This is a genomic window from Gordonia sp. NPDC127522, from assembly GCF_042672305.1.
Taxonomy (GTDB): domain Bacteria; phylum Actinomycetota; class Actinomycetes; order Mycobacteriales; family Mycobacteriaceae; genus Gordonia; species Gordonia hongkongensis.
Genome location: NZ_JBHXVK010000002.1, coordinates 181,473 through 194,217, shown reverse-complemented (window position 1 = coordinate 194,217; position 12,745 = coordinate 181,473). Strand labels below are relative to the sequence as shown.

11 protein-coding genes are annotated in these 12,745 nt (G+C 68.8%); 5 read left to right on the top strand and 6 right to left on the bottom strand.

The window, feature by feature from the left end:
• Nucleotides 1-37: 37 nt before the first annotated feature.
• Both ACFVHY_RS05190 and ACFVHY_RS05185 read left to right on the top strand, forming a co-directional pair.
• Complete coding sequence (locus ACFVHY_RS05190) at nucleotides 38-547, top strand: SdpI family protein (RefSeq protein ID WP_390269236.1); 510 nt, start codon at nucleotides 38-40, stop codon at nucleotides 545-547.
• Between the two features lie 43 nt (nucleotides 548-590).
• Complete coding sequence (locus tag ACFVHY_RS05185; protein WP_390269233.1) at nucleotides 591-1,607, top strand: bile acid:sodium symporter family protein; 1,017 nt, start codon at nucleotides 591-593, stop codon at nucleotides 1,605-1,607.
• Between the two features lie 472 nt (nucleotides 1,608-2,079).
• Here the strand turns inward: ACFVHY_RS05185 and ACFVHY_RS05180 are convergent, their stop codons facing one another.
• Together ACFVHY_RS05180 and ACFVHY_RS05175 are read right to left on the bottom strand one after the other, a co-directional pair.
• Nucleotides 2,080-4,131 (bottom strand): CocE/NonD family hydrolase, encoded by a 2,052-nt coding sequence (locus ACFVHY_RS05180; RefSeq protein WP_390269230.1) that lies wholly within the window; start codon nucleotides 4,129-4,131, stop codon nucleotides 2,080-2,082.
• A gap of 146 nt (nucleotides 4,132-4,277) precedes the next feature.
• The gene (locus ACFVHY_RS05175) at nucleotides 4,278-4,871 is read right to left on the bottom strand and encodes a YqgE/AlgH family protein (protein WP_065630864.1); all 594 of its coding nucleotides are present in this window, start codon (nucleotides 4,869-4,871) and stop codon (nucleotides 4,278-4,280) included.
• Between the two features lie 145 nt (nucleotides 4,872-5,016).
• Between ACFVHY_RS05175 and ACFVHY_RS05170 the strand changes: the two genes are divergently transcribed.
• Nucleotides 5,017-6,351: an MFS transporter gene (locus tag ACFVHY_RS05170; RefSeq protein WP_390269227.1), complete on the top strand. Its 1,335-nt coding sequence runs from the start codon at nucleotides 5,017-5,019 to the stop codon at nucleotides 6,349-6,351.
• Here the strand turns inward: ACFVHY_RS05170 and ACFVHY_RS05165 are convergent.
• Nucleotides 6,332-6,889 carry a hypothetical protein gene (locus ACFVHY_RS05165; protein ID WP_390269224.1) on the bottom strand — a complete coding sequence of 186 codons (558 nt, stop codon included), beginning with the start codon at nucleotides 6,887-6,889 and terminating at the stop codon, nucleotides 6,332-6,334. The genes ACFVHY_RS05170 and ACFVHY_RS05165 overlap by 20 nt on opposite strands.
• A 120-nt stretch (nucleotides 6,890-7,009) precedes the next feature.
• On the opposite strand from ACFVHY_RS05165, the gene ACFVHY_RS05160 reads away from it, so the two are divergent.
• Nucleotides 7,010-8,101, top strand: a complete 1,092-nt coding sequence (locus ACFVHY_RS05160) for an aminotransferase class V-fold PLP-dependent enzyme (RefSeq protein WP_390269221.1) — start codon at nucleotides 7,010-7,012, stop codon at nucleotides 8,099-8,101.
• Nucleotides 8,102-8,124: 23 nt separating this feature from the next.
• Here ACFVHY_RS05160 and ACFVHY_RS05155 read toward each other — a convergent pair whose 3' ends face one another.
• Together ACFVHY_RS05155 and ACFVHY_RS05150 are read right to left on the bottom strand one after the other, a co-directional pair.
• Nucleotides 8,125-9,648 (bottom strand): glycerol-3-phosphate dehydrogenase/oxidase, encoded by a 1,524-nt coding sequence (locus tag ACFVHY_RS05155; RefSeq protein ID WP_390269218.1) that lies wholly within the window; start codon nucleotides 9,646-9,648, stop codon nucleotides 8,125-8,127.
• A gap of 33 nt (nucleotides 9,649-9,681) precedes the next feature.
• A complete protein-coding gene (locus ACFVHY_RS05150; protein WP_390269215.1) occupies nucleotides 9,682-10,278 on the bottom strand; it encodes a TetR/AcrR family transcriptional regulator in 597 nt (198 codons plus the stop codon).
• Nucleotides 10,279-10,327: 49 nt separating this feature from the next.
• On the opposite strand from ACFVHY_RS05150, the gene ACFVHY_RS05145 reads away from it, so the two are divergent.
• Nucleotides 10,328-11,236, top strand: a complete 909-nt coding sequence (locus ACFVHY_RS05145) for a diacylglycerol/lipid kinase family protein (RefSeq protein WP_390269212.1) — start codon at nucleotides 10,328-10,330, stop codon at nucleotides 11,234-11,236.
• A 24-nt stretch (nucleotides 11,237-11,260) separates the two neighbouring features.
• Here ACFVHY_RS05145 and ACFVHY_RS05140 read toward each other — a convergent pair whose 3' ends face one another.
• Entirely contained in the window at nucleotides 11,261-12,709 is a 1,449-nt protein-coding gene (locus ACFVHY_RS05140; RefSeq protein ID WP_390270329.1) for a CCA tRNA nucleotidyltransferase, read from the bottom strand.
• Between the last annotated feature and the right edge of the window lie 36 nt (nucleotides 12,710-12,745).

Here is a 12,745-nt window from a genome sequence, read left to right as displayed (position 1 = left end):
TCCGATGCCGATTCACCTCGGTACGACGCACGGTCGTATGCTGTGGGTCGTGAATGCCGTGTCCGTCGCCGTTGCCGTACTGCTCTTCGTGCTGGCCGGACTCTGGGCGGTGGTAGGAATCCGCGGACTCCGCGGCACCCTCCCGCGCAATCGTTGGATCGGCGTCCGCTCCGCGGAGACCATGCGATCCGACGAGGCTTTCCGCATCGCCAACCGCATCGCCGGACCGGGCACCCTCGGCGCGTCGGTGATCCTCACGCTGGGGGCCATCGCGACCGTTGCCGTCCCGGGCGGGTGGGCACTGGCCTTCGGACTCGTTGCGCTGGTGGCCGCGCTCGTGGTGGTCGGACTGGTCAGCGGCATCGGGGTACGCGCCGCTGCAGCCGTACCCGCCGACGACGACGGCTGTTCCTGCTGTTCCGGCGGCGACGCCCACAGCCATGCCGCCGACGAGAACCCCTCGGACCCGGCGGCCGACTGCGGCACCAGCAGCTGCGGTGCCTGCTCGTTGCGCGGCGTCTGCGCAGGTGACTCGGCCCAGGCTTGAGCCGGCCGGCGTCGTCTCACACCACTGATCTCGGGGCACATCCATGCGTACTCTCAAGAATCTCCTCGATCGTTCTCCGATCGACGGCTTCATCCTGGCCATCTGCATCGCCGTCGCGGTGGCCGCATTCCTGCCGGCTCGCGGCGCGGCAGCAGAGGCACTCGACTGGGTGGTGATCGTCGCGATCGCCGCACTGTTCTTCCTCTACGGCACTCGACTTCATCCACGCGAGGCGCTCGAAGGTCTCCGGCACTGGCGGCTGCACGTCACGATCCTCGCGTTCACGTTCATCGTGTTCCCGATCGTGGGACTGGCGTTGAAGCCGGTCGTCGAGCCGTTGATCGGCGAAGACCTCTATGCCGGACTGCTCTTTCTATGCCTGGTCCCATCGACGGTGCAGTCGTCGATCGCTTTCACCTCGATGGCCAGAGGCAACATCGCCGGGGCGATCGTCAGCGCATCCACGTCGAACATCCTCGGCGTCTTCCTGACCCCGCTGCTGGTGGTCGCGCTGATGCAGAACGCCGGCGACATCAGCATCGACGCGACGTCGGCCCTGAAGATCGTCGCGCAGATCCTGGTGCCGTTCCTGCTCGGGCAGCTCGCCCGCCGGTGGGTCGGCCCGTTCTTCACCCGGCACGCGAAGATCACCAAGCTCGCCGACCGCGGCGCCATCGTGCTCGTCGTCTACGTCGCGTTCAGTGAGGGCGTCGTCCAGGGCATCTGGTCGTCGGTGGAGGTGGGTCAGGTGATCGCCGTGACCGTCATCTCGCTGCTGCTCGTCATCGTGATGCTCGCGATCACCGGCTGGCTCCCGAAGCGGCTCGGCTTCGGCCGCGCCGACACGATCGCCATCCAGTTCTGCGGCACCAAGAAGAGCCTGGCCACCGGCCTGCCCATGGCGACCGTCCTGTTCACCGGCACCACCGTCGGCCTCATCGTGCTGCCGCTGATGATCTTCCACCAGATCCAGCTCATGATCTGCTCGTGGCTGGCGACACGGTACGGACGCGAGGCGGACGACGCCGAAGCGGCCGGCGCGCCCACCCCGGCTCCCTGACCGAAAGAACGCCAGGTCAGCGGTTCGGGAGTCCGAAAAGCGGCCTGCGGGTAGAGCAGAAACAACGGAGGGCGCCGGGCCCGCGACCGGCAGACTGCAACTCGACCGATGGACTTCGATCGAAGTCCAGGAGTCGAGTTGAAGTTCGTCGGTCACGAAAATGCGGCAGGCACGCGAGACAGCCGCGCCCGCCTGAGGCCGATGGCTCGTGCGCGTAGAGCGTTCCGGCCGGCGGTGAGACGGCACGACAGCCGCGCTATCTCGATCGTCCGCGCCACAGTGCACGCGAGTAGCGCAAGTTCGGCAGAGATTGCGCTTCAAGATAGGGCGGCAACGATGCAGTTCTTTCGACCCCACGACGGCCGCCAGGCCGCAGATGCTGAGGTGCGAGCTTGCGAGCGTCACGAAGGCTCTTCGCAACCTCGGTCACCGAACCCTTCGTGACGCGCCCTCCGCAAGCTCCGGGCGCTCCTCAGGGAGCAGGGGGTCCCACCGGGGTCGACAACGGCAGGTTCACGAAGCTCGGACGGTTCGGGTCGAGCTGGATGTGTTGCGGCCGGAGTCCGGACTCGTTCAGCAGCGGACGCAACGGCAGACCGCGCGGGAAGTTCATCGCGAACACGTCGATCCGCAGGCGGTGTCCCGGTTGGATCAGTGCCTCGGTCGGCAGCAGACCGATGTCGACACTCACCGGGCGGCCCGGCGCGACGGGTTGGCGTGACGCCAGTGTGAGCTCGTAGAACGGGTCGATCACATCGCCGTTGGGCGCGAACTGCGACTTCGCGTCGTCGTATCCGCGCAGCGACGCCATCACCTGCCCGGAGGTCAGGACCTTCGACGTCCCGTCGGGAGCTACATCGTTGAGGGTGGCGGTCCAGTACCCGTCGGTGGCGTCGAGCACGGTGTTCAACCGCACGTTGGCGTACCCGGACACGCTGCGCGTCGACGTCATCGGGGGAGTGGTGAACGTCAACGCGGCGCGCTCGGAGATGCGGGCGTCGTCGGAGCAGAACGGGAAGATGGCGAGTGCACCGGCCAGTTGCTGCGCGGCGTCGCGTGAACACATCGGCGCCAGACCGGGCGCGATGGTCATCCGGGCACGAGATGCGGGTGCTACCGGCGTCAGGCTGCCATCACGGACCGCATGGGCCGCGGTACCGCTGCGCCGGTCGGTCAGGTAGAGCCGCTGGCGTTCCATCCCGGCCCGCGGGAACTGCTGGGCGGTGATCCACGAGTCGCCGACCTGCTTGAGGTTGACGGGCCCGTAGGCGTCGACACCGTTGTCGATTCCCTTGAGCCACTTGTCGAACCACGCCTTCTGCAAGACGTCCAACCGGGGTGGGGTGTTGCGTCTGCCCTCCTGGCCGCCGCCGATCGTCAGGTGATAACCGTCGCCCATGATGAGTTGCTTCTGGCCCGGCGGCAGCGGGATCTTGTTGTACATCCGGACTTCACTGTTGGTGAAGAGATCGAACCAGCCGCCGTAGATGAACGTCGGCGTGGTGATGCGGTCGGCGTGGTCGAGCCACGACGACCTCGGCTCGGAACCGTTGTCCAGCAACGCCTTCAGGTTCGGCGGTACCGACGGGATGTCGGGGGTCAGGAGCGCGGCGAACAGCTGCGGGTAGAAGGTGAACGGGTCGGAGATCCGGTCCGCCAACCACTTCCAGTCGAAGGTGCCGTTCAGCATCGACGCGACGTTCGGGATCATCTTGGTGGTGTTGACCAGCGTCAGCCACAGCGGCAGGAAGCCGACGCCCAGAGCGCCGCCCGGGGCGACGATGTCGCGGATCAGGTCGCCGCCCGGCTCGACCGGGAAGATCGCCTTGAGTGCCTTCGGGTTCTTGTTGGCGGCCTGGATCTGGTTGATCGCCGAGTAGGACACACCCGACATGCCGACCTTGCCGTTGGACCACCGCTGCTTCGACGCCCAGTCGATCACCTCGATGGTGTCGCGCTGTTCCCGCGACTGGAAGACGTCCCAGACTCCCTGCGAAAAGCCGGTGCCCCGAACGTCCACCACGACCTGCGTGTATCCGCTACGGACGAGATCGAAGTCGACGAGGAAGGTCTTCGCGCCGCCGTCGCGGATGGTGTGGGCGATGTCGTTGACGCCGTCGATCGGGGTGCCGGACAGATTGATCGACCGCGCGAGCTGGAGCAAGTAGGGCTCGAGCACCGGGTTCTGCAACACCGCGGATCCGACGGTGGTGATGAGCTTGGTGTAGGGCGTCATGTTCACGACGACCGGGGTCTTCGTCGACGTCGGGCGCTCACGTGCGTCGGCCGGGCGGTACACGTTGGCCCGGAGAACCGTGCCGTCGCTCATCCGGATCGGCACATCCCAGGTGACGTTGACGCCGGCATAGGGTTGCGGGCCGTCGTGGCTCGCTGCCCATCGCGCCCCGTCGGTGCCGCCGGTGGGTCCGACCGGCGCGGCGCCTGCCACGGCGATGGGCGCCACCAGCGCGACCACCGCGAGGATCACCCCGACCAGAACCCGCGCACTCTTCGACCCGCTCATGCACACCCCCGCATGTCATGCGCTGGAGCAATCCACGGTTGTCCAGCGAGAAATTGATCAAGCGTCCACAACCTAACACCCCGCGGGTGACGTGGATCACCGGGTGTCTCAAGCAATGCTCAGCATCACCGTCCGGACGGACGGACTCAGTTCACGCTGAGATCGATCGGGTGGGTCGCGAGGAGAGGTTTCGGCCAGGCCTGCCTGCGCAGGACGTCGAACCACACGTCCGACGCCGGCGGCGCGAGCAGGTCGCGGGGGAGTGCCGAGGCGACCATCCAACTGAACTGGTCGAGCTCGTCGTCGAGTTGCCCGATGCCCCATCCGCTGTAACCCGCGAAGATCCGGACACCCTCGAGGACCTCGGCGAGGGGCTCGGGGTCGGCGTCGAGATCGACGAGGACGACCCGGCCGTCGACCGGACGCAGGGCGGGCACGTCGTCGATGTCGGTGCCGGGTTTCACCACCCCCAGGCACAGCGCCGCCTCCTGGTTCACCGGCCCGCCCACATAGAGGGCGCGCGGCGAGGCCGCGATGTCGGTCCACTGCGGCAGGAGGTTGTGCACGGCGGTCTGGCTCATCCGGTTGAGGATGACCCCGAGACTGCCCGACTCGTTGTGCTCGATGACGTAGATGACGGTTCGGGCGAAGGTGGGTTCGATGAGATCGGTCGAGGCGATCAGCGCGGTGCCCGGACGCACCCGCGGCGTGGGGTCGGCATCCCAGGGGACGCCGGGCATACGCGCACCACCACCGCTGTCCGCCGAGTGTTCTCCGGGGCGGGATTCCGGTGCGGGATCGTCTGCGTCTTCACCTCCGGCCACCCGACCATCATCGCACGTCCGTGGCCGACGACGTCCATCGTCAGCTCGGTAGGCTGGATCGGTGAGCAGCACCCAGGCGACCCGTGACCAACGCGGGTGGTCGGTGTTCGTCCACTCCCTCCGTTCGTCGCCAGGACTCGGACGGTTGTTGTCGGTCCGGTTGTCCAGTCAGATCACCGACGGGATCTTCCAGGCCGCGCTGGTCGGCAGCATCCTGTTCAACCCCGAGCGCCATGCCGATCCGCTCGCGGTGGCCGGTGGCCTCGCGGTGCTGCTGCTGCCGTATTCGCTCATCGGCCCGTTCGCGGGCGCGTTGCTCGACCACTGGGATCGACGCAACGTTCTCCTGTACGCGAACCTGCTGCGCGGGCTGATCATCGGGCTCGTCGCACTGGCCGTCGCCTCCGGCGCACCCGATGTCGTGGTGCTGATCACCGCCCTCGCTGCGACGGGTGCGAGCCGGTTCGTGGCGGCCGGACTGTCGGCCGGACTGCCGCACGTCGCGCGGCGTGAGGTGCTGGTCGCCACCAATGCGTTGTTCACCACGTTGGGCGGCGCGATGCTCACCGTCGGCCTCGGCATCACCCTGGGACTCCGCGCGATCTTCGGCGACGACAACGTGGGCAGTGCCCTCACGATGATCGCCGGGATCGTGCTGGCCGTCGTCTCCGGCGGGTTGGCGCATCGGTTCCGTCCCCTGCAACTCGGTCCCGACGAGCCCGACGATCCGGGTCGTTCGGCCGTGCACGCGGTCTCGGTCGGACTCTGGCACGGTGCCCGCGCCGTCGTCCACCACAGGACCGTGGCCGCCGCGTTGTCGGCGATCGGGGCCCACCGGCTGGTGTTCGGGATGAACACGCTGATGATCCTGGTGCTGACGCGCCAGATGGGTCCCGGCGACGGCGTCGACCGCGTCAGCGTGGTCATCGGTTTCACCGGCGCGGGGGCGCTTCTCGCCGCGGTCATCACACCGATCGCGGTGGCGCGGGTGGGCCGGTACGTGACGCTGCTCGCCGCATTGGCCGTCGGCGCGGTCGCCGAGCTGTCCGTACTCAGCTTCGAATTCGCGGTGATCTGCGGGTCGGCGTTCGTACTCGGACTCATCGGGCAGATCGCCAAGCTGTGTGGCGACGTGGCGATGCAGGTCGACGTGGATGACGCGGTGCGCGGACAGGTGTTCTCGGTGCAGGACGCGGTGTTCAACATCGCCTACGTGGGTGCGGTGACCGTCGCTGCCCTCGCGATCCCCGACGACGGCCGGGCGGTCGGGCTCGTCGTGCTCGGGGTGGTGCTGTACCTGCTCGGCATGCTCGTGGTGCGCCTCCTGCATCCGCGTGGGCACTGGTCCGCCGAGCCCACGACGGTGCGGCACACCGTCACCGACCCCGCCGCGTGAACCGCGGGTCCCGGTTGTCGTAGGCGGCGTCGGCCACGCCGTTCGCATCCAGGTCCACCAGCATCACATCGTGGCTGCCGTCCCCGTCGGAGTCGACGTAGAGTCGTTCGCCGACAATCCGGCCGCCCCGGTCGGCGCCGACGATCTCGACGTCGGGGTCGCCGTCGTCGTCGAGGTCGACCCGGGTGACCTGCGCCGGCGGGGTTTGCGGGGTCCGCTCAGGAACGTCGCGCCGCGGCAGTTGTTCGCCGACGAGGTCGGCTCGCGCGACGGGCCGGTCCCACAGACCGGCACCGGAGTCGCGGTAGAAGGCGTCGGGCTCGCCGTCGTCGTCGGTGTCGAGCGCGGCGACGTCGGCGACACCGTCGGCGTCGGTGTCCCACATCGCGTCATCGCGACGGCCGTCGCCGTCGAAGTCGAGCCCGATCGCGTCCAGGACATCGGAACGCGGATCCCCGAGCGCGAGGTCGGCGGTCCCGGACCAGCGCGTCGTCGGACCGTCGCCGGTCCCGAAGAAGTACTCGATCGCCGGGTCCATGAGGTCTTGGACGCAACGGGGCCCAATCCGGTTCCCATCGATCGGTTCCCAGCGCCCGGGTTCCCACTGTGCGGTTCCCGATGGGTGTGGACACCTCGACCACCCGGTAGGTTGTGGCCCATGTACGTCAGCGATCTCGGCGAGCAGTGGCATGCGGCCCGGCTCGAACCAGCCCTGGCACATCTCGACTCTGCTTCGGCGGGCCGCTCGTCGTACGCACTGATCGGCGCGATGACCGCGCATCTCTGGCGGGAGACCGAACGCGGGTCGTATGTCGCCGCCGACGACCGCGCCGAGGAGATCTCGCGCGACACAAGGAATCTCGCTGCCCTGATCGGACACACCGGCGACGAGGTGGTCTTCCGTGAGAGCGCCCGCGCCGCTCTGCGCGCCCTTCTCACCAACTGGAGCCTGCCCGTCACATCGACCGTGTGGGTGGCGAAGAACGAGTTCGGGCCCAACCTCGAGGAGTTCGAGCGCCGCGGGTACGCGGTACGGACCATGCCCGACGGGGACGTCTACGGTCACGTCGACACCGACGCGCTCGAGAACATGCTGCAGTTCGAGCAGCCCGACTTCATCCACGTCTGCCACATCGGCTCGATGTCCGGTGTGGTGCAGCCGGTCACGCGGATCGTCGAACTCGCGCACCGGGCCGGTGTGCCCGTCGTGGTCGACATGGCGCAGTCGGTCGGTCACGTCCCCACCGTCACCGGTGCCGACGTCGTCTACGGCACCAGCCGCAAGTGGCTCACCGGCCCGCGTGGCGTCGGGTTCGTCGCGGTGCGTCGAGACTCGTTGCGGCCGGTACGAATCGACGGTTCCGAGGCATTCATCGCCGGGCGCCTCGGACTCGGTGTCGCGGTCCGCGAGTTGCTCGAGATCGGCCAGCAGCGCGTCTTCCGCGAACTCGCGAAGATCGGCCGGGTCACCCGCGAACGACTCCACGGCATCGCGAGCTGGGAGGTCCTCGAACCGATCGACGAGCCGTCGGCGATCATCACCCTCGCACCACCGCCCGGATGGCAGTTCGACGACGTCGCCGCGGCCCGCGACAAGCTGCTGTCACTCGGTGTCCTGGTCACCGCCGCGGACACCTGGCGCGCCCCGCTGGCGACCGAGCATCCGGTCCTCCGGATCAGCCCGCACCTCGACGTACGCCGGTCCGAACTCGACCGCGTCGCAGACACGTTGCGCACCATGGGCTACTGACGCTCACCCGACGCCGAGCGCGCTCACCCGAGGATCTCGCCGACGATCCGCTCGATCTCCGGCCGTGCCGCGTCGGCGTCGACCTGCACGAGGCCGATCCGCGTGCGCCGGTGCAGGATGTCGTCGGTGTCGAGGGCACCCTCGTGCGTGACCGCGAACTCGACTTCGGCGCGGGTGACATCGATGCCGGGGACGATCGGATCCAGGGGACGGGGGAGAACGGCGGCGTCCACCACCGCCGGCGCCTCCCCGCCGAACCGCTGCACGAGCGAAGCCGGCAGCCCCTGCTCACGCGGACTCCGCAGGGCTCCGACCAGCGGGGTCGTGGTCGTGACACAGTCCCCGGCGGTGAGGTCGGTGGTCGCGAGCGCGGCGTCGACGGCGTCCTGGGCCATGCGCCGGTAGGTGGTGAGCTTGCCGCCGAGGACGTTGACGAGACCATCGCCGCGGACGCCGACGTGGTGCTGCCGCGAGACGTCGGCGAGGGCCTCGGAGTCGCGGCCGCCGCCGCGGGTGTCGACCAACGGTCGCAGACCCGCGAACGTGCCGATGATGTCCGAGCGATCCAACGGCCGTGCGAGAGCGGGATTCACGGCGTCGAGCAGGAAGTCGAACTCCGACTCGTCCGGCATCGGGACGTCGGGGATCGGCCCGGGCGCCGCGACATCGGTGAGGCCGACGTAGACGCGCCCCAGTTGCGCGGGGATCACGAAGACGAACCGGGACACCGAGGTGCCGAGCGGGGTCATCAGCGCGGCGTCGGGGAATCCCAACCGCGCCGCGTCGACGACGAGATGCGTTCCCCGACTGGGATGTACGGCGAGTGCATCATCGATGCCGCCGGACCAGACACCGGTGGCGTTGACGACCATCCGCGCGCCGACGTCGAAGCTCTCACCGGTCAACTGATCGGTGAGGGTGGCCCCGCGGCCGTCCACGCGCTCGGCCCGCACCCGGGTGCAGACGGATGCGCCGTAGCCAGCCGCCGTACGTGCGAGGGCGACGACGAGCCGAGCGTCGTCGACGAGCTGACCGTCGGAGGTGGAGATACCGCCGCGCAGACCGTGGGGGGACACCGCCGGGAAGCGGGCGAGGGTCTCCAGCGCCGACACCCGGGTCGGCGGCGGCAACAGCGAGTCGGGGGTACCGGCGTTGCGTCGGAGCACATCTCCCGCGCGGAGGCCCAATCGGATGATCGAGGTTTGCCTGCCGCCGCGGTCGGGGATGATCTGGCGGAGGGGAGCGATCAGATGCGGCGCGATGGCGGTCATCAGATGATGACGTTCGACGGCACTTTCGCGCGCGATCCGCAGATCACCCCTGGCCAGATAACGGAGACCACCGTGGACGAGTTTGCTGCTCCAGCGCGAGGTTCCGGCCGCGAGGTCGTCCTTCTCGACGAGCGCGACGCGCAGGCCACGGGTCGCGGCGTCGAGCGCCACCCCGGCGCCGGTCACACCGCCGCCGATGACCAGCAGATCCAGGGGATCGCCGGACGTCAGACGGTCGAGCGCACGACGACGGGTGTCGGCGGACAGGGTCGCCATCAGATTCGCACCGCGCGACCGGCGCTCACGACGTCATCCGTCGACGCCCGCACCGGCCGGACGCAGATACCCGGCCAGCATCTCGTGCAACTCGGTGCTCCAGCCCTCGGCGATGATGTCGGAGACCAGCGCCCCGGACTGGAGGAACGACTGCGCGATCAGCAGCACCATCGCCGCCATCCGTTTGGCGTCACCCGCCCGGACGTGGCGCCGTTCCTGGGCCTGCGACAGCATGTCCGAGAGAATCGCGAGCGCCCCTTGCTGACTCGTACCGAGACGCTCGAAGACATACGGCGCCATGAAGTCTCGCTGCTCGCGCCACAGCGAGGCGATCAGTTCGTCGTCGCGGAGCGCGCCGACGACCGCGACCACCCGATCGACGAGCGCATCCAGATCGGCGGGTTCGCCTCGTCCGCCGATGGCGTCCTCGACGACCCCCAGGACCTCGCGGGTCAACAGCCCGCGGATGATCTCGTCGATGTCAGGCCACCGGCGGTACACCGTCGGTCGGCTCACGCCTGCTTGTCGGGCCACCTCGGAGACAGTCACCTTGCGTCCGCCGCTACGCAGCAGACAGCTCCGTGCTGCATCCAGAACGAGATCCCCGATCTCCTCGTTACGGATTGCCATGATGTGTAACACTGTAACGGATCACTTGAACGGCGGGGGGCCGACTCATATGACTATCGAACACGCCACACTCGTGGCCAGTCCGTACGCACGGCACGGAACGGGCCTGCGCGTCGCCCACGACGCCGCAGAGCTGCTGCGTGCCCGCGGCGTGGAAGTGGAGATCATCGTCGGCGAGGACATCGCCGACGCCGCCGATCTCGCCGGCAAGGCAGCCCGGGGGGACACCGACGTCCTCGTCGTCGTGGGGGGCGACGGCACGGTGCGTCTGACGGTCGAGGCCACGATCGGGTCGGGCAAGCCGCTGGCCGTCATCCCGGCCGGGAGCGGGAACGACTTCGCCCGCAACCTCGGCATCCCACTGGATCCGGCCGACGCCGTCGAGGTCATCCTGGCCGGCCACCGGCGACCCATCGACCTCGGCCGGGTCAGCTTCCCGGACGGGCAGACCGCGCTGTTCAGCACGGTCGCCGCCACCGGGTTCGACGCCGCGGTCACCGCGCGGGCCATCGACATGCGCCGGCCGCGCGGCCAGTCCCGGTACACGATCGCGGCGCTGCTCGAACTACTCGCTCTGCGGTCGCGTCACTACCAGGTCCGCGTCGACGACCAGGCCGTCGAATCCGACCTCATCTTCGCCGCGATCGGCAACACCACGTCGTACGGCGGTGGCATGAAGATCACGCCGCAGGCGTCGATCACCGACGGCCGGCTCGACGTGACCCTCGCGCTCAACCCACCGCGGCTGGCACGTTGGACGATTGCGCGTGTCTTCCCGAAGGTGTTCTCCGGCAAGCACATCGACAGTCCGAACGTCCGGACCATGCGCGGTGCGGAGGTCGAGCTGTACTGCGATCCGCCGGCTCTCGTGTCGGTCGACGGTGACCTCATCGGCGAGCTGCCGGCGGTCTTCGAGGCGGTACCGCACGCGATCGAGGTGTTCGCGCCGGCGAGCTGAAAGCCCCGGGGAGTCTCGCAGTCCTCACTGACCGCTGCGCGCCGCCCACCATTCGCGAAGGGCATCCTCCGCCTCGTCGCGGCTGAGCGGTCCACGGTCCAGGCGTAGCTCCTTCAGATGACGCCACGCCTGTCCGACGATCGGGCCGGGCGGTACGCCGAGGAGTTCCATGATCGCGTTGCCGTCGAGGTCGGGCCGGACCTTCTCGAGATCCTCGGCCGCCTGTAGGTCGGCGATCCGCTGCTCGAGACTGTCGTAGTTCTGCTGCAGCCGCCGGGCGCGCCGCTTGTTACGGGTGGTGCAGTCGGCGCGCACCAGCTTGTTCAGCTTGTCGAGCAGGGGGCCGGCATCGGTGACGTACCGGCGGACGGCCGAGTCGGTCCACGCGCCGTCGCCGTAACCGTGGAAGCGCAGGTGCAGGAAGACCAGCTGCGCCACGTCGGACACCACCGCCTTCGGGTACTTCAGCGCCCGCATCCGTTTGCGCACCATCTTCGCGCCCACGACCTCGTGGTGATGGAAGCTGACGCCACCCCCCGGTTCGTGCCGCCGCGTCGCGGGTTTGCCGATGTCGTGCAACAGGGCCGCCCAGCGCAACACCAGGTCCGGATCGCCGTCCTCGAGGTCGATGGCCTGGCGGAGCACGGTCAGGGAGTGCTGATAGACGTCCTTGTGCTGGTGGTGCTCGTCGATGGTGAGCTTCATGCCGGGCACCTCGGGCAGCACCCGCTCGGCCAGACCGGTCTCGACCATGGCGTCGATCGCCTCGATCGGGAACTCGCCGCAGATCAGTTTGTCCAGCTCGGTGCGGATGCGTTCGACGGTGATGCGTTCGATCTCACCGTTCATGTCGGTGATCGCCTGCCACACGCGCGGCGCGAGCCGGAATCCGAGCTGGGAGACGAACCGGACGGCGCGGAGCATCCGGAGCGGGTCGTCGCCGAAGGACTGTGCAGGCGTGGCGGGGGTGTCGATGACCCCGGCCAGCAGGGCGGTCATCCCGTCGAGCGGGTCCCGGAAGTCCTGGGCGCCCGCCGAGCCGATCCGGACCGCCATCGCGTTGACGGTGAAGTCGCGTCGGATCAGGTCGTCGTCGAGGGTCTTGCCGAAGGTGACCTCGGGATTGCGGCTGACCTGGTCATACGAGTCCGCTCGGAACGTCGTGATCTCGATCAGGTGGTCACCCTTGCGGACCCCGACCGTGCCGAACTCGATGCCGACGTCCCAGAACGCGTCGGCCCAGCCGCGGAGGAGCTGCGAGACCTTTTCCGGGCGCGCATCGGTCGTGAAGTCGAGGTCGTTGCCCAGACGCCCGAGAACCGCGTCGCGCACCGAGCCGCCCACCAGGTACAGCTCGTGGCCGGCGGTCTCGAACAGCTTGCCGAGGGGCACGAGGACGTCGTCGAGGTCGCGCAGTGCGATCGCCGCGGCGGCGAGCAGGCGGGTGCGCCGTTCCGGGTCCGCCGAGTGCACCTGGTCCGGCTGGGCTGCCCCATTCCGGAATCGCCC

Excerpts from the sequence above, each read along its gene's own strand:
- ACFVHY_RS05190 (WP_390269236.1), top strand. The coding sequence starts at position 38 with ATGCTGTGGGTCGTGAATGCCGTGTCCGTCGCCGTTGCCGTACTGCTC.
- ACFVHY_RS05175 (WP_065630864.1), bottom strand. The coding sequence starts at position 4,871 with ATGCCCGGCGTCCCCTGGGATGCCGACCCCACGCCGCGGGTGCGTCCG.
- ACFVHY_RS05155 (WP_390269218.1), bottom strand. The coding sequence starts at position 9,648 with ATGGCGACCCTGTCCGCCGACACCCGTCGTCGTGCGCTCGACCGTCTG.
- ACFVHY_RS05145 (WP_390269212.1), top strand. The coding sequence starts at position 10,328 with ATGACTATCGAACACGCCACACTCGTGGCCAGTCCGTACGCACGGCAC.
- ACFVHY_RS05150 (WP_390269215.1), bottom strand. The coding sequence starts at position 10,278 with ATGGCAATCCGTAACGAGGAGATCGGGGATCTCGTTCTGGATGCAGCA.
- ACFVHY_RS05165 (WP_390269224.1), bottom strand. The coding sequence starts at position 6,889 with ATGGACCCGGCGATCGAGTACTTCTTCGGGACCGGCGACGGTCCGACG.
- ACFVHY_RS05160 (WP_390269221.1), top strand. The coding sequence starts at position 7,010 with ATGTACGTCAGCGATCTCGGCGAGCAGTGGCATGCGGCCCGGCTCGAA.
- ACFVHY_RS05180 (WP_390269230.1), bottom strand. The coding sequence starts at position 4,131 with ATGAGCGGGTCGAAGAGTGCGCGGGTTCTGGTCGGGGTGATCCTCGCG.
- ACFVHY_RS05185 (WP_390269233.1), top strand. The coding sequence starts at position 591 with ATGCGTACTCTCAAGAATCTCCTCGATCGTTCTCCGATCGACGGCTTC.